The organism is Streptomyces sp. So13.3 (assembly GCF_005860785.2).
GTDB classification, from domain to species: domain Bacteria; phylum Actinomycetota; class Actinomycetes; order Streptomycetales; family Streptomycetaceae; genus Actinacidiphila; species Actinacidiphila fildesensis.
On record NZ_CP048835.1, the window covers coordinates 7390860 to 7407096 of the forward strand.

At 71.7% G+C, this 16237-nt stretch carries 13 protein-coding genes; 8 read left to right on the forward strand and 5 right to left on the reverse strand.

What is annotated here, in order from left to right; genetic code table 11:
- Positions 1 to 11: 11 nt before the first annotated feature.
- On the reverse strand, positions 12 to 1076 hold the full coding sequence (locus C8250_RS33090) for an ATP-dependent DNA ligase (protein ID WP_138358968.1): 1065 nt from the start codon (positions 1074 to 1076) through the stop codon (positions 12 to 14).
- A gap of 105 nt (positions 1077 to 1181) precedes the next feature.
- On the opposite strand from C8250_RS33090, the gene ligD reads away from it, so the two are divergent.
- The gene (gene ligD, locus C8250_RS33095) at positions 1182 to 2186 is read left to right on the forward strand and encodes a non-homologous end-joining DNA ligase (protein ID WP_138358970.1); all 1005 of its coding nucleotides are present in this window, start codon (positions 1182 to 1184) and stop codon (positions 2184 to 2186) included.
- Between the two features lie 30 nt (positions 2187 to 2216).
- Here ligD and C8250_RS33100 read toward each other — a convergent pair whose 3' ends face one another.
- Together C8250_RS33100 and C8250_RS33105 are read right to left on the reverse strand one after the other, a co-directional pair.
- Positions 2217 to 2696, reverse strand: coding sequence for a macro domain-containing protein (locus C8250_RS33100; RefSeq protein ID WP_138358972.1), 480 nt, complete (start codon positions 2694 to 2696; stop codon positions 2217 to 2219).
- A 116-nt stretch (positions 2697 to 2812) separates the two neighbouring features.
- The gene (locus C8250_RS33105) at positions 2813 to 7006 is read right to left on the reverse strand and encodes a S8 family serine peptidase (RefSeq protein ID WP_187145065.1); all 4194 of its coding nucleotides are present in this window, start codon (positions 7004 to 7006) and stop codon (positions 2813 to 2815) included.
- Between the two features lie 97 nt (positions 7007 to 7103).
- Here C8250_RS33105 and C8250_RS33110 point away from each other — a divergent pair, with 97 nt between their 5' ends.
- Positions 7104 to 8066, forward strand: a complete 963-nt coding sequence (locus tag C8250_RS33110) for a helix-turn-helix domain-containing protein (protein WP_198359525.1) — start codon at positions 7104 to 7106, stop codon at positions 8064 to 8066.
- Positions 8067 to 8082: 16 nt separating this feature from the next.
- Here C8250_RS33110 and C8250_RS33115 read toward each other — a convergent pair whose 3' ends face one another.
- Complete coding sequence (locus C8250_RS33115; RefSeq protein ID WP_138358978.1) at positions 8083 to 9117, reverse strand: alpha/beta hydrolase-fold protein; 1035 nt, start codon at positions 9115 to 9117, stop codon at positions 8083 to 8085.
- A gap of 343 nt (positions 9118 to 9460) precedes the next feature.
- On the opposite strand from C8250_RS33115, the gene C8250_RS33120 reads away from it, so the two are divergent.
- From C8250_RS33120 to alc, 4 genes are all read left to right on the forward strand, one after another.
- On the forward strand, positions 9461 to 9664 hold the full coding sequence (locus tag C8250_RS33120; RefSeq protein WP_069779708.1) for a cold-shock protein: 204 nt from the start codon (positions 9461 to 9463) through the stop codon (positions 9662 to 9664).
- 157 nt (positions 9665 to 9821) lie between these two features.
- Entirely contained in the window at positions 9822 to 11234 is a 1413-nt protein-coding gene (locus C8250_RS33125) for a DEAD/DEAH box helicase (protein ID WP_232486282.1), read from the forward strand.
- 43 nt (positions 11235 to 11277) lie between these two features.
- The gene (locus C8250_RS33130; RefSeq protein ID WP_138358982.1) at positions 11278 to 12201 is read left to right on the forward strand and encodes a LysR family transcriptional regulator; all 924 of its coding nucleotides are present in this window, start codon (positions 11278 to 11280) and stop codon (positions 12199 to 12201) included.
- Positions 12202 to 12321: 120 nt separating this feature from the next.
- Complete coding sequence (alc, locus tag C8250_RS33135) at positions 12322 to 13428, forward strand: allantoicase (RefSeq protein WP_244809889.1); 1107 nt, start codon at positions 12322 to 12324, stop codon at positions 13426 to 13428.
- 73 nt (positions 13429 to 13501) lie between these two features.
- Here the strand turns inward: alc and C8250_RS33140 are convergent, their stop codons facing one another.
- Positions 13502 to 13915, reverse strand: a complete 414-nt coding sequence (locus C8250_RS33140; RefSeq protein WP_138355691.1) for an ankyrin repeat domain-containing protein — start codon at positions 13913 to 13915, stop codon at positions 13502 to 13504.
- Here C8250_RS33140 and C8250_RS33145 point away from each other — a divergent pair.
- Entirely contained in the window at positions 13914 to 14054 is a 141-nt protein-coding gene (locus C8250_RS33145; protein WP_164295626.1) for a hypothetical protein, read from the forward strand. The genes C8250_RS33140 and C8250_RS33145 overlap by 2 nt on opposite strands.
- Positions 14055 to 14181: 127 nt before the next feature.
- The gene (locus C8250_RS33150; RefSeq protein WP_138355692.1) at positions 14182 to 16224 is read left to right on the forward strand and encodes a DUF5107 domain-containing protein; all 2043 of its coding nucleotides are present in this window, start codon (positions 14182 to 14184) and stop codon (positions 16222 to 16224) included.
- The last annotated feature ends 13 nt before the right edge of the window (positions 16225 to 16237 follow it).

The window sequence follows — 16237 nt, forward strand, 5'->3', positions numbered from 1 at the left end:
GGCCTGTCGGGTCAGCCGGACGCCAGGACGCTCGCGAGGTCGTAGCGGACCGGCTCGTCGAGCTGGGCGTACGTACAGCTGTCGGGATCCCGGTCCGGACGCCAGCGGCGGAACTGCGTCGTGTGCCGGAAGCGGTCGCCCTGCATGTGGTCGTAGGCGACCTCGCACACCCGCTCGGGCCGCAGCGGTGTCCACTCCAGGTTCTTGGCGCCGCTCCACCGGCTGGGAGCGCCCGGCATCCGGTCGGTCGCGTGCGCCTCCTGGTCCTTCCACGCCGCCCAGGGGTGCTCGTCCGGATCGGCCATCCGCAGCGGGGCCAGCTCCGCCATCAGCTCCTCGCGGCGGCGCATGGGGAAGGACGCGCACGCGCCCACGTGCTGCAGCCGGCCGTCCGTGTCGTAGAGCCCGAGCAGGAGCGAGCCGATGACGGGCCCGCTCTTGTGCTCGCGGTAACCGGCCAGGACGCAGTCGGCGGTGCGCTCGTGCTTGACCTTCACCATCAGCCGCTGGTCCGGGCGGTAGAGCAGCTCCGGCGACTTGGCCACGATGCCGTCGAGGCCGGCGCCCTCGAAGCGGCTGAACCACTCCTCGGCCACCGCCAGGTCCATCGTCACCGGGGCGACGTGCACAGGCGCGGTCACCCCCGCCAGGGCCTCCTCCAGGGCGGTACGGCGCTCCCGCAGCGGGGTGTCCAGCAGTGCGCTGTCGCCGAGGGCGAGCAGGTCGAAGGCGACGAAGGAGGCGGGGGTGCGTTCGGCGAGCAGCCGGATCCGTGACTCGGCGGGATGGATGCGCTCCTGCAGGGCGTCGAAGTCCAGCCGGTCGCCGGAGACGATGATGATCTCGCCGTCCACGACGCAGCGGTCCGGCAGCTGCTCCAGCAGCACGCTCGCCAGCTCGGGGAAGTACCGGGTGAGCGGTTTGCCGTTGCGGCTGCCGATCACGATCTCGGGACCGTCGCGGTGCACGATCGCGCGGAATCCGTCCCACTTGGCCTCGTACTGCATCCCGGCCGGAATGCGCGCTGCCGCCTTCGCCAGCATCGGCTTGACCGGCGGCATCACGGGAAGCTCCATGGTCCGAGTGTGCGGCCGCCCACGCCCCGGCGCCTCTCCGGCCACCGCGCGGGCGCCGTGCCGGCCCCGGAGGCGCGCGCCCGGAAGCGGTCCTAGCGTGGAGGCATGGCAGAAGCGCTGGAGCTGCGGATCGGCGAGCGGACGGTGCGGCTGACGCACCCGGACAAGGTGTACTTCCCCGAGCGGAACCTCACCAAGCTGGACCTCGCCAACTACTACCTGGCCGTCGGCGAGGGCGCCCTGCGGGCGCTGCGCGACCGCCCGACGACGCTGCAGCGCTTCCCCGAGGGCATCGCCGGGGAGTCGTTCTTCCAGAAGCGCGCCCCGAAGGACCTCCCCGACTGGACCCCGACCGCCCGTATCGCCTTCCCCAGCGGACGCTTCGCCGACGAGACCTGCCCGACGGAGGTCGGCGCACTGCTCTGGGCCGCCAACCGCGGCTGTCTGACCTTCCACCCGTGGCCCGTGCGCCGCGCGGACACCGATCACCCCGACGAACTGCGCATCGACCTCGACCCGCAGCCGGGCACCGACTACGCCGACGCGGTGCGCGCCGCGCACGAGCTCCGCGATGTGCTGGAGGGGATGGGCCTGCGCGGCTGGCCCAAGACCTCCGGCGGGCGCGGCATGCACGTCTTCATCCCGATCGCCCCTCGGTGGACCTTCGTCGAGGTCCGCCGGGCGACCATCGCCATCGCGCGCGAGCTGGAGCGCCGGATGCCGGAGCAGGTCACCACCGCGTGGTGGAAGGAGGAGCGCGGCGAGAAGATCTTCGTCGACTACAACCAGATGGCCCGCGACCGCACGATCGCCTCCGCCTACTCCGTCCGCCCCTTCCCGCACGCGCCGGTCTCCGCGCCACTGCTCTGGGACGAACTGGACACCGCCGTGCCGCGGGACTTCGACCTCGTCTCGATGCCGGCCCGCTACGCGGAGGTCGGTGACCTCCACGCGGACATGGACGACCACGCCTTCGACATCACCCCCGCCCTGGACCTCGCCGCCCGAGACGAACGGGACCACGGCGCGGGCGACCTCCCCTACCCGCCCGAGCACCCGAAAATGGCCGGCGAACCGAAACGGGTACAGCCGAGCCGCGCCAAACACTGAGCCGCGGGCGCCGAGCTCCCGATACGGCGCTCAGTCGTGGTCGTACACCGTCACCGCGACCCCGCGGTCCGCGAGCCGCGCCTGGACCAGCGGTTCCACCCGCTCCCAACGCCCGCCCGCCAGCCCGCAGCCGATCCGCGGCATATGAACCGAGGCCCCGAGCCCGGCCGCCTCGCCGGCGAGTTTCTCCAGCGCCGCGTCGATGGCCTCATAGCGCACCGGAACACCCTTGCTGCCGGTGCGCATCCCGCGCTGGCCCACCATGTTGGCGACCCACACCAGCCGGTCGACCTGCACCAGCTGCACGGCTCCGAGCCCGAAGTCGTTGGCCGCGCGCTCCCGGTGCCAGCGCCGGTACTGGCGCTCCGGCTCCGGCCAGCGCCGTGAGACGGCCAGCACGAAACCCTTGCCCCAACCGCCCAGGTCGTTGCAGATATGCGCGATCACCTTGGGCCCCTTGCCCAGCGGCGTTGTCGCGTCTCCCCGTACGTACTCGATCCCCGTCCCCATACCGATCACCGTAGGCGATGCCTCCGACAACGGGCCGGCCCGGCGTCCGGACGGAGTTCCGTCCGGGCGCCGGGCCGTGGTGCTCAGTTGTGGTGCTCCTTCGTGCGGGTCGGGGGTCAGCGGTGGAGGTTGAGGCGGTGGACGCCGCCGTCGGTGGTGCCGACGTAGAGCGTGCGGCCGTCGGGGGTCGCGGCCAGATGCGTGGTGTCGGTGTTCTGCAGGCCGGTGGAGATGTTGTGCCAGCTCAGACCGTGGTCGGTGCTGCGCAGTACGCCGCGGCCGCCCTGCAGGAGGCCACTGGCCCCGGAGCGGTTGGTGGCCGCGTAGAGCGTGTCGCCGACCCGCAGCAGGTCGGAGACGTGGATCGCGAGGGCGCCGGTGTCCGCGGTGCGGAAGGTGCGGCCGCCGTCGGTGCTGACGCGGACGTTCTCGCCGCCGATGACGAGCCGCTTCCCGTCGAGGTCGATCGCGGTCACCGGGCCGTCGGCGACCTTGGTGACGGTGACCCCGCCGTCGTCCGACCGGTACAGCCCGGCGGAGTTGCCGAGCCACAGCCGCAGCGGATTGGCGGGATCGCCCACGATGGTGTCGAAGGAACGCTCGTGGAAGAGGTTCTTCCACGTCGCGCCGCCGTCAGTGGTGGCGAACAGCCCCTGGCCCAGCAGGCTCCGGAAGCTGACCATCACCCGCTTCGGGTCGGCGGGGTCGACCAGGAGCGCGGTCGGCACCTCCGACGACGTGCCGCGCACCTCCCAGGTGGCGCCCGCGTCGGCGCTGCGCTCGACGACGAACGTTCCGACCGCGGTGCGCCGGACCTTCCAGATCACGTTCGGCTCCTTGGCCGAGAGCGCGAGCTGCGAGACCCTGACGCCGACCCTGCCCTCGCCGCCGGACTGGCCCCATTCGGGGCTCGCGACGGGAAGAGCGGTGCGGTAGATCGCGCTGTCGGTGGCGGCGAGCAGATGGCCGCCGGTGATCGCGAGATCGTTGACGGTCAGTCCCTGGACGCCGATCCGCCGGTATCCGGTGCCGTTCGCGGCACCCCGGTAGAGGCCGTCCTGCTCCATGGAGACGGTGACGGATCCGTCACTCCAGCGGTCGTAGTCCATCGGTACCGCCGCGCGCGCCGGCGCCGCGACCGTGGTCCACGTCCGTCCCTGGTCGTGGCTGAGCCGGCCGCTGCCGGTCAGCGTGCTCAGGTACAGGTCGCCGCCCGAGACGGTCAGGCCGAGACCGCCGAGCGGCATGGGCAGCAGGGTGGACCAGGTCTTCCCGCCGTCGTGGGAACCGACGACTCCGGTGCCCAGGACGTACACCGCCACGACCGAGGAGTCGGCGGCCAGCCCGCCGACGTTCTTGTTGACCGCGTCGAACAGCCGGCGTGCCGCGCCGGGGTTGCCCGAGCCGATGCCGGAACGGGTCCAGACGCCGCGGGGCGTCGTCATGTAGAGGGTGTCACCGGTGACGGTGGCGCCGGTGATGTCGCCGGTGACGCCGGTCGGGTACGTGGTCCAGTGCTCGCCCGCGTCGGTGCTGACCAGCAGTGAGCCGGAGGCGACCGCGACCAGCGTGCGGGTCTGCTCATCGGCGGTGAACGCCGTGATGCGGGCGTCAGGGACACCGAGCTTGCGCCAGGTCCGCCCGTTGTCATCGGTGCGCAGGATGGCGCCCTGGCGGCTGAAGTCGTGAACGCTGTTCACGGCGTACCACCAGCGGTCGGGATTCTTCGCGTCGACCAGGAGCGGTCCGGTGCCGTCCGCGACCGGCAGCCGGCTCAACTGGCGCCAGGTGGCGCCGTTGTCGGTGGTCAGCCAGGGAGCGGCCTTCTGGTACTGGGTGAGCACGGCCTGTCCCGGCCGGTTCGGCGAGAGGGCGACCCAGCCGGCCTCGCTGTTGGGACCGACCGGCTCCCAGCGGTTCTTGCGGGTGTCGACCGGGGTCACCTCGAAGGCGCTGGAGCCGATGAGGCGCTGCCCGGAGCCGGCGGTGCCGCGCACCGAGACCCGGTAGGCGCCGGCCACGCTGCCGGTCACCTCGGCCTGGTAGTAGCCGGTGGCGGGGTCGAGGTGGGAGGTGACGTCGAAGGCCTTGCCGCGCGGCGGAGTGACGGTGACGACCGGCGGTGCGGCCAGCCGGGTCGGCGGGGCGATGTGCACGGTCGAGTGACCGTCGCTCGGGTCGGGCGCGGCCTGGACGGCCAGGTACCGGACGGCGAGCAGATAGGGCACCCCGATCGCCGGTCCCCGGTCCGGGGTCGCCGTGAGGCGGCCGCTGATCTCGGTGTTGCCGGACGGGCGGTCGACGCGCAGCGAGACCGTGACGGTCGCGGTCCCCCTGGCCGGTACGGTGACCCGCTGCGGCGAGACCGTGGCCGGCCCGTCGGTCCTGAGCATGGTCGTGACCGGCCGGTTGCCGGAGTTCCGCAGCGTCACCTTCGCGGTGCCGCCGACGTCACGCCGGGACAGATCGGCGAGTCCGAAGGACACGGACGCCGGTGAGGCGCTGACCGTGGCCGAGGCGGCCGCGGCCACATCGAGCCGGCCCGAGCCCTGCGCCGTGGCTCCGCTGTCGCGCAGCGGCTTCGCGGTGCCGACCAGTGCGGCCTTCACCTCGGCGGGCGCCTGGCCCGGGTGCAGCTGGCGCAGCAGGGCCGCCGCGCCGGCGACGTGCGGGGTCGCCATCGACGTGCCCGACATGCGGTACTGGCCGGGCTTGTACAGCGACTTGGGGATGGTGGAACGGATCTCCACACCGGGCGCGACCAGATCGGGCTTGAGGCCGAAGCTCTGCGTGGGGCCGCGTGACGAGAACGAGGCGATCTGGTCGGTGGTGTCGGTGCCCTGCAGCGTCACCGAGACCTTCCCGGCGGCGAGCCGGGAGCTCAACTCCGTGTACTGGGTCGCGTCGATGCCCATGACCACCAGGTGGTCCATGCGCAACGAGTCACCGGAGGCGTCGATCCGCGCGGGCGAGGACGGCACCTGGACCACACCCGCTCCGGGCGTTCCGGCGGCGAACACCGGGCCGTCGTTGGTGGGCAGGCCGGCCAGCACGGCGAGCGCGCCGCGCTTCTCCGCTTCCTGCGCCCACTCCACGGCGCTGCCCGACAGGTCCTGGACGTCGGAGGCGACGAGGAACTGGGCCCGCACGATCTTCCCGCGGACGTCGCCGACCCGCTCCCAGTCCTCCGCGGTGCCCTCACCGACGTCGACGAGCTGCGCGGTGACGGGGCGCTGGGGCGGATTCGCGGACAGGATGCCGCGGTAGGTCTGGATCAACTCGGGCTTCTTGCCGGCCAGATACGCGCTGGGCAGCCGGAGATTGCTGGTCGACGCGCCGACCGAGATCACCCCGTCGGCCGTGCCGGGGCTGCTGACCGTACCCAGGCCCGGGCCGTCGTTGCCGGCCGCGGCCACCACGACCACACCGGCCCGTACGGCCGCGGTCGCGGCAAGGCCCAGCGGGTCGGTGCCGTCGCCGGGGCCGCCGAGGCTCATGTTGATGACATCGGCGCGGTGCGGGTTGGCCGGATCGGACGCCGCCTCGATACCGGCGATGATGTCCGACGTGTAGCCGGATCCTTCGGCGTCCATCACCTTGTAGGCCAGCAGGTTCGCGTCGGGCGCCACGCCGGTGATGCCGCCCTTCCCGGCGGCCTTCCCCGCGATGATGCCGGCGACGTGGGTGCCGTGGCCGTTGTCGTCCATCGGGTCCTCGTCACCGTTGACGAAGTCGTGCCCGCCGACGACCTTGTGGCCCTTGCCGAGTCCGCCGCCCAGATCGGGGTGGGTGTAGTCCACCCCGCTGTCCAGGATCGCGACGGTGGTCCCCTTGCCCGTGACGCGGCTGCCGGCGGCGTCCTTGCGCTGCCACACGTCAGGCGCGCCGATCAGCGGCACGCTCACGTCCGTCTTCGCCAGCACCCGGGTGTCGGGCAGGACGGCGGTGACGCCCGGCAGCTTCGCCAGCCGCGCCACCTCGGACCCCGGCACCGTCATCGCGACCGCGTCGATGAGCAGACCGAGCTTGCGGGTCGAGGAGGGGTGCAGCCCGGCGTTCTTCGCCGAGCCGAGGAAGGTCTCCTGCCGGGCGTCCAGCGCGCGGCGGGCGGCGCCGACGCCGGGGGCGGCCTCGGCGGACAGCAGCGAGCCACCGGGCGCGGCGGTGACCGCGGCGTTCCCGGACAGTTCGACGATCACTCGTTGCGACGGGTCGGGCGTGGACGCGGTGGCGGCACCCGGTATCGCCGCCAACGTGCCGGCGAGCACGACGGCGGCGAGACCGGCATGACGAGATCTTCGTGAGTTCATTGCCATACGTAAAGGTCCTAGTGGTATGGGCACTTGCCGCACAATGAATCTTCGTGGCCCATTGCTGCCGCTGGCACAACTGGGCCACCATCCGTTCATGACTCCCGAGACGCCGGAACTGACGGCGGCAGGCATCGATCCGTTCGACGAGAGCGTCTACCGCGCCGTCCTGACCCGGCGTACGGCGGCGCCGGCCGAACTCGCCGCTGACCTCGGCTGTTCGGCCGAGCGGGTCGCCAGAGCGCTGGACCGGCTCCGCGACCACGGGCTGGTCGGCCGGCTCGCCGGCGCCCGTCGCCGGTACGCCGCGATCGAGCCGGGGGCCGCGGTCGAGGCGCTGGTGCGGGCCAGGAGCAACGACCTGGAACGGGTCCGCTCGGCCGCCGCCGAGCTGTCCCGGCTCTTCGCCGCCGCGCGCACCGGCGCGACCGACGAGGACGAGGTGGAGATCACCACCGGCAGCGAGGCCCTCGGCCGCTGGTTCGTCCGCCTCCAACAGGAGGCCCGCGAGGACGTCATGACGCTGGACCGGCCGCCGTACGCCCTGACCACCTCCAACCCGGTGGAGGCCACGGCGCTCGGCCGCGGTGTCCGGTACCGCGCGGTCTACGCCCCCGAGGCGCTGGAGTGGCCGGGCGTCCTCGACGACATCCGCGAGCTGGTCCGGCACGGTGAACAGGCCCGGGTCCTGCCCGGCCTGCGCATCAAACTCGCCATCGCGGACCGCAGGCTCGCCCTGATGCCGCTCTCCCTCGACCTGAACGACGTCCGCGCCGCGGTGATCCGGCCGTCCACCCTGCTCGACGCCCTCACCGACTACTGGGAGATGTGCTGGAAGCAGGCCCTGCCCCTCAACGCCCCGGCCGACGACCCCCTCGACGAGGAGGACCGGCTGGTCCTGACCCTCCTGGTGAGCGGTCTCAAGGACGAGGCGATAGCCCGGCAGCTCGGCTGGTCCGTCCGCACCATGCGCCGCCGCATCAGCCGTCTCCACGACCTCCTGGGCGCCGCCAACCGCTTCCAGGCCGGCGCGATAGCCGCCCGCCGCGGCTGGCTGTGAGGGTGCGCCGTCCGTCCTAGGCTGTCGGGCCGGCGAGTTTGCCGGTGAACCAGGTCAGGGCGCGGGGGATGAGCTTCTTGAAGTCGGAGGTGTAGTGCCGGCCGCCGGGGAGCTCGTAGTACTCGATCTTGACGGGGGCGACGGCCTTCTTCACCCAGGTCTTGACCAGGTTGGTCTCGTACGCCTCGCCGCTGCCCGCCGTGGCGAGGATGCTGACGTCGGCCCTGCCCTGCTTGACGAGGGTGTTGGGGCTGTTGGCGAGGCGGTCCGCCTCGTGACCCCTCCAGAGCCGGGAGTCCGGGTCGAAGTAGGCGTCCATCGGGATGGCGGCCTTGAAGACGTCGGGGTGCTGCAGGGCGAGTTTCGCGCTGCAGAAGCCGCCCGTGGAGGCGCCCATGACGCCCCAGCCGTCACGGCTGCGCAGAGTGCGGAAGTTCGCCTTCACGAAGTCGGGGACGTCCTTGGCCATCCAGGTGCCCATCCTGGGCTGGCCGGGGATGTCGCTGCAGTCCAGAGCGGCGTTCTCGTGGGAATTGAAGTTCTGGACCGGCATGATCATGATGAACGGATGGGCCTTGCCCTGCTTGCTCAGCTTGGCGTCGGCCTCCTGGATCGGGAGCTGGGGATCGGTCCAGGTGTTGTAGCCGTTGCTCTGGCCGCCCGCGTACATCATCACGACGGGGAAGCCGTAGGTCGCGTACTGGGGGTCGCTGTACTCCGGGGGCAGCCAGACCCAGACCTTCCCGGTGACGCCGGACTTCGCCCCACGCACCGAGGTGACCATGATCGGGCCGGCCTTCGTCGACCGCGCCAGCTTCAGCTCCGCCTTCGGTCCGGTCGGCAGCAGCACCTTCGACGGCGTCGGCGCGGGGCCCGGCGTCCGCGGGCCGCCCTTGCCGTCGCCTTTCCCCGCGCCGGTCGAGAGGTGGTCGTTCGCCGGGGCGGATCCCCCGTCGCCGGAGGAGCCGCAGCCCGCGAGAGCGGCGAGCGCGAGCAGCACGGCGGCTACGGGCAGGACCAGGGGGCGGTGACGCCGGGGACGCGCATCCATCGTGGAAATGCTCCGAACGCGAGATCGAGGACGAAAGGCACCTTCTAGGAGAGCAGCTCGCACGCTTTGGTTCCCGCGCGACGCGCGCGCTGCGCGCGCGGTCTACGCGCGAGGCTTCCCGCGCCACTCCGAGGGACACCGTGGAAGCCCCCATACGGGCAGCAGCCGTGCTACCTTGATCCCAGTTGCAGTTTTGGTACCCATGAACTTTGTGTGCGCCTGACGGGATGTAACCCTCAGGCGCACTCTTGTTTTTACCGGTCATCTCCGGATGGGCACAATGCGGCGACGAGGAATCTGCGCAGTGCAGATTTCCGGCTCTGCACCTATTGAGGAGATTGACATGGCTTCTGGCACCGTGAAGTGGTTCAACGCGGAAAAGGGTTTCGGCTTCATCGAGCAGGACGGTGGCGGCGCTGACGTCTTCGCCCACTACTCGAACATCGCCACCCAGGGCTTCCGTGAGCTCCAGGAAGGCCAGAAGGTGACCTTCGACGTCACGCAGGGCCAGAAGGGCCCGCAGGCCGAGAACATCGTTCCCGCCTGACGTTTGACGCGCACCACGTAGTTGGGGCCCGCACCTGAGGGTGCGGGCCCCAATTCGTTTTTTCCGGTATTGCTTTGGCTCGTTTTTGCGATTCTTCGCCCGGTTTTCATTTTGCGGAGTCTTCCCGGACACGTGCCGTTCCGAGGAAGGCTTTCTTTTGTACCGCTCCTCAGGCTCCGTTCCCGCGCGCAATCGCCCGTCGTATTCCCGCAGCCAGTCCGCGCCGCGCCGCCGCCCCATGGCGACACCGGGTGAGTTCGCCCTCCCCGTCAGCACCACGCCGTCCCTTCCCCCGGTCGAGTCGTTCGCAGATCTGGACATGCCGTCCGAGCTGCTCGACACGCTCACCCACGAAGGGGTGACGGTCCCGTTCCCCATCCAGGGCGCGACGCTGCCGAACTCGCTGGCCGGCCGGGACCTGCTGGGCCGTGGACGCACCGGCTCCGGCAAGACCCTCGCCTTCGGCCTGGCGCTGCTCGCCCGTACCGCGGGGAAGCGCGCGGAGCCGCGGCAGCCGCTCGCCCTGGTGCTGGTGCCGACCCGTGAGCTGGCCCAGCAGGTCACCGACGCGCTCACCCCGTACGCCCGCTCGCTGCGGCTGCGGATGGCCACCGTCGTCGGCGGCATGTCGATCGGCCGCCAGGCCGGCGTGCTGCGCGGCGGCGCCGAGGTCGTCGTCGCGACACCCGGCCGGCTCAAGGACCTGATCGAACGCCGCGACTGCCGGCTCGACCACGTGGCCATCACGGTGCTCGACGAGGCCGACCAGATGGCGGACATGGGCTTCATGCCGCAGGTCACCGCCCTGCTGGCGCAGGTGCGCCCGGACGGTCAGCGGATGCTCTTCTCCGCCACGCTGGACCGCAACGTCGACCGGCTGGTGCGCCAGTTCCTGACCGATCCCGTCGTCCATTCGGTGGATCCCTCGGCCAACACGGTCACCACGATGGAGCACCACGTCCTGCACGTGGCCGGCGCGGACAAGCAGGCCACGACGCGGCGCATCGCGGCCCGCGAGGGCAGGGTGCTGATGTTTCTGGACACCAAGCACGCCGTCGACCTGCTGACCCGGGACCTGCTCGCCAGCGGTGTCCGGGCCGCCGCGCTGCACGGCGGCAAGTCGCAGCCGCAGCGCAACCGCACCCTGGACCAGTTCAAGAGCGGACATGTGACGGTCCTGGTCGCGACCAACGTCGCCGCCCGCGGCATCCACGTCGACAACCTGGACCTCGTCGTCAACGTGGACCCGCCCACCGACCACAAGGACTACCTGCACCGCGGCGGCCGTACCGCCCGTGCGGGTGAGTCCGGCAGCGTCGTCACACTGGTGCTGCCCAACCAGCGCCGCGAGATGGCGCGCCTGATGTCGCACGCCGGCATCACCCCGCAGACGACCCAGGTCAGCGCGGATGACGACGAGCTCGCCCGGATCACCGGCGCGCAGGAGCCCTCCGGGGTGCCGGTCGTCATCGCGGCGCCCCCGGCGGCCGAACGCGTGCGGCGCACCTCGTACGGCAGCCGCGGCCGCGGTGGCCGCCCCGCGCCGCGCCGGCGGCCCGCCGCCGCGTAGGTCCGCGTCCTGGTGGAGGCATCCGGCTGTTTAGGCTGCCTTCATGAAGGACTGGGATTTGAGGAAACTGCAGATCCTCCGGGCTCTGCAGGAGACCGGGACGGTCACGGCGGCGGCCGCCGCACTGCGGATGACGCCGTCGGCCGTCTCGCAGCAGCTGTCCGCGCTCTCCAAGCAGGCCGGCACCCCGGTGATCGAGGCACAGGGCCGGGGCGTCCGGCTGACCGGTGCCGCCCACGTCCTGCTGCGCCACGCCGACGTGGTCTTCGCCCAGCTGGAGCGCGCCGGAGCCGAGCTGGAGGGCTACACGCAGGGCGAGGCCGGCGAGGTCCGGGTCGGCGCCATCGCCACGGCCATCACCCGGCTGGTCGTCCCCGCGTCCCGGCTGCTGCGCCAGGACTTCCCGCGGATCACCCTGTCGGTCCGGCAGGCCGAGGCCGCCGAGGTCTACGAGCAGCTGGCGGGCGGCGACGTGGATCTCGCCGTGACGCTGGCGGTGCACGCGCCCTCGGCGCGGGACCCGCGCTTCCACCGGATCGCGCTGCTCACCGATCCGCTCGACGTGGCACTGCCCGCCGGCCACTCCTGGGCGGCGCGGCCGGGCCTGCGGCTGGCGAACCTGGCCCAGGAACCGTGGATCTTCGGCAGCAGCGGCCCCTGGCGGGAGATCACCCTCGCGGCCTGCGCCGACGCGGGATTCGTCCCGGAACAGGCGCACGCGGCGACCGACTGGTCGGCGATCCTCGCCATGGTCGCCGCGGACCTCGGGGTCGCCCTGGTACCCCGGATGGCGACGGTGGGGGAGCGGCAGCACGTCGCGATCCGCCCGCTCGACGCCGACCGGCCACGCCGCCACGTGGTGGGCGTGGTGCGCAGCGGATCCGAGGACGGGCCGCTGCTGCGGCGGGTGATCCGGGTGCTGCGGCAGGTGGCGGAGGAGCCCGCGGTGCCCGTGGACGCCGGCTAGAAACGTTCAGTTGAACTGAAAGTATGGTTCAGAAACTTTCGATGGACGTGAACGGTGTCGTCGGCTCACAGTAGAGGTATGACGACATCAAAGACGCCTTCCGGCACCTCTTCCTCCGCCCTGTCCTCGACTTCGTTCACCGGTGATGCGCGGCCGTTCGGTGGGGGTGATCCGTATGGGGATTATCGTCGTGCGGAGTTGCCGTTCACGGATCTGGTGGATCTGGCGGATCGGCGGTTGGGTGCGGGGGTGATCGCGGCGAATGACGAGTTCTTCGCGGAGCGGGAGAATCTGCTGATCCCGGAGCCGGCGCATTTCGATCCGGAGCACTTCGGGCACAAGGGCAAGATCATGGACGGCTGGGAGACCCGCCGCCGCCGGGGCACCGGTACGGATGCCCCGCATCCGGTCGACGCGGACCACGACTGGGCGTTGATCCGGCTCGGCGCGCCGGGTGTGATCCGCGGGATCGTCGTGGACACCGCGCACTTCCGCGGCAATTACCCGCAGTCGGTGTCGGTCGAGGCGACGGCGCACTCACTGTCGGCGTCGCCGCAGGATCTGCTGGCGGAGGGCGTGGAGTGGACCACGATCGTGCCGCGGACCCCGGTGGGTGGTCATGCGGCGAACGGGTTCACGGTGGAGGTGGATCGCCGGTTCACGCATCTGCGGCTCAACCAGCACCCGGACGGTGGTGTGGCCCGGTTGCGGGTGTACGGGGAGGTGGCGCCGGATCCGGGGTGGTTGGCGGAGTTGGGCACGTTCGACCTGGTGGCGTTGGAGAACGGCGGCACGGTCGAGGACGCGTCGGACCGTTTCTACTCCTCGCCGGTCAACACGATCCTGCCGGGGCGTTCGCGGAAGATGGATGACGGGTGGGAGACGCGTCGTCGTCGGGACAAGGGCAATGACTGGGTGCAGTACCGGTTGGTGGCGCAGGGTGTGATTCGTGCGGTGGAGATCGATACCGCGTATTTGAAGGGGAACTCGGCGGGTTGGGCGGCGTTGTTCGTGCAGGACGACGGTTCGGATGAGTGGACGCAGTTGCTGCCGCGGACCAAGCTGCAGCCCGACACGGTGCACCGTTTCCTGGTGAACCCGGTTCCGGCCACCCGGGTGCGGATCGACATCTTCCCCGACGGCGGCATCTCCCGCCTGCGCCTGCACGGCTCCCTGACCACCCGCGGAGCCGAACAACTCACCACCCGCACCGAAGAAATCAGCTGACTGATGTGAGTGAAGCGGTGGCCGTCACGCACAGGGCGGCCACCGCCTCGTCAGGTCGGAATCCCCGTGGGGATCACTGCGCGCCGAAGAGCTTCAGCAGCTCGTCCTTGCCGAACATACGGGCCGTGTCGATGGCGTTGGGCGTGCCGGCGGACGGATCGGCGCCACCCGCCACCAGCGCGTGGACGACCGCGTCCTCGCCCTTGAAGACCGCTCCGGCCAGCGGGGTCTGGCCCTTGTCGTTGGGCCGGTTCGGGTCGGCGCCGCGCTGCAGCAGGGCGGCGACGGCGTCGGCGTGCCCGTGGTAGGCGGCGAGCATGAGCAGCGTGTCGCCCCGGTCATTGGTGAGATTCGCGGGGACGCCAGCGTCCACATACGCGGCGAGGGTCGCCGTTCCGCCCTCACGGGCGAGGTCGAAGACCTGGCCGGCCAACTGCAGCACCTCGGGGTCGTGCGCGGGCTCGGTGTCGGGATTCGCTTCCGTCATGCGACCACCCTACGTGGCGATCACCGTGCACGGCCTGTCGTGGAACGCGACGGTTTCCGGACGGTCCGGGACGTCTCCCGGACCGTCCGGGAAGCTCGCCGGGACGGTCGGGGACGGTCCCGGGCAGTCGATCTTCTGACCGATTGCGTGGGCTTTGCCCAACCCTGACCGAGGCAGGGCCTGTTCAGCGGCGCCGTAACCCTGTTCCATGGTCATCAGACGGCCGCCTGTTCCCCGGCGGCCCCGCGTGACTGGATGAGGTGGCCTTGGCTACGACCGTGCGACGTATCGCTGTGACCATCCCGGCTGCCCCGATCGGCCCCGAGAACCCGCTGCCCGCGCTGCGCGCCCTCGACGAGGTGCACCAGCTCGATCCGCGCGAACGCGCCGGACTCCCGGCCGACATGGCACGCCAGGTCGGTTACGCGCCGCTGCACTCCGTCCTGCCGGTACGGCTCCTCGACGGGTACGGCCGCGAGCGCGCCCCCGCCGAGTTCGAGGCCGTCGTCATCGAGAACGACCGGGTACGTGCCACCGTCCTGCCCGGTCTCGGCGGCCGGCTGCACTCGCTCGTGCAGAAGGCCACCGGCCGTGAGCTGCTCTACCGGAACCCCGTCGTCCAGCCGGCCGACTTCGGGCTGGCCGGGGCCTGGTTCTCCGGCGGCGTGGAATGGAACCTCGGGGCGACCGGACACACCACCCTCACCTGCGCGCCCCTGCACGCCGCCCGCGTACCCGCCCCCGACGGCGGCGAGATGCTGCGGCTGTGGGAGTGGGAGCGGCTGCGGGACCTGCCGTTCCAGATCGACATGTGGCTGCCGGAGGACTCCGACTTCCTGTACGTGGGCGTCCGGATCCGCAACCCGCACCACCGCACGGTGCCGGTCTACTGGTGGTCCAACATCGCCGTCCCGGAGACCGACGGCACGCGCGTGCTCGCCCCCGCCGACGAGGCGTGGCACTTCGGCTACGCCCGCTCGCTGCGGCGCGTACCGGTGCCCGAAGGGGACGGTACGGACGTCACGTACCCGACCCGGTCCGAGCACCCCGCCGACTACTTCTACGAAGTAGCGGACGGCAACCGCCGCTGGGTCACCGCCCTGGACGACGCCGGCCAGGGCCTCGTCCAGACCTCGACCGACCGGCTGCGCGGCCGCAAGCTCTTCCTCTGGGGCAACGGGCGCGGCGGCCGCCGCTGGCAGCAGTGGCTCACCGAGCCGGGCACCGGCGGCTACCTGGAGATCCAGGCGGGCCTGGCCCGTACCCAGCTGGAGCACATACCGATGGAGGCGGGCGCCGAGTTCTCCTGGCTGGAGGCCTACGGTCCGCTCGCCGCCGACCCGGCCGCCGTCCACGGCGACGACTGGACCGCGGCCCGCGCCGCAGTCGAGGACCGGCTGGAGAGCGTCCTGCCGCGCGCGGACGTCGACGCCGCCTACGCCGCCTGGCTGCCGCACGCGGACACCGAGCCGAAGGACGTCATCGCCACCGGCTCGGGCTGGGGAGCGCTCGAGGTCGAGCGGGCCCGGTTCGCGCTGCCGGGTACACCGTTCGACCCCGCGACGCTGGGCGCGCAGCAGAAGCCCTGGCTGGAGCTGCTGGTCGCCGGCATGTTCCCGAGGCCGGCGGCGGACGCGCCGCCCGGCCCCGCGCTCGTGGCGCCGGAGTGGCGCGAGCTGCTGGAGGCCGCGGACACCTACGACGGGAACGAGTGGTACCGGGACTACTTCCTCGGCGTCGCCCAGTGGCACGCGGGCGACCGCGCCCAGGCCATCAGGAGCTGGGAACGCTCCGCCGCGCAGCACGAGACCTGGCCGGTGCTGCGCTGTCTCGCCGTCGCCGACCAGGAGGGCGGCCACCTCGAACGGGCCGCCGACCGCTTCCTGGCCGCCTCCGACATCGCGCACCACGAGGTGCTCGACGACGACGCCTGGTGGGCGGCCTCGGCCGGGCTCGCCCGGGAGGCGGTCACCGCGCTGCTCGCGGTCGGCCGCGCCGACGACGCGGCGTTCGTCCTGGACGAGCACGTACCGGGTCACGCCGGGCGTGGCCGGTTCCGGCTGCTGGAGGCACAGGTGCTGCTCGCGCAGGGCGATGTGCCGGCCGCGCGGGCGATCTTCGACGCGGGTTTCGTCGTCGACGACCTCCGCGAGGGCGAGGAGTCGCTCAGCGACACCTGGTACACCATCGCGGAGCGGCTGATCGCCGGCGACGGCCCGGTGACCGCAGACATCAAGCAGCGGGCGCGCGCCGAGCACCCGCTGCCGGAGGCGTACGACTACCGGATGCGTCCGGCGGCGGAGCTCTGACGGTGCGAGGACA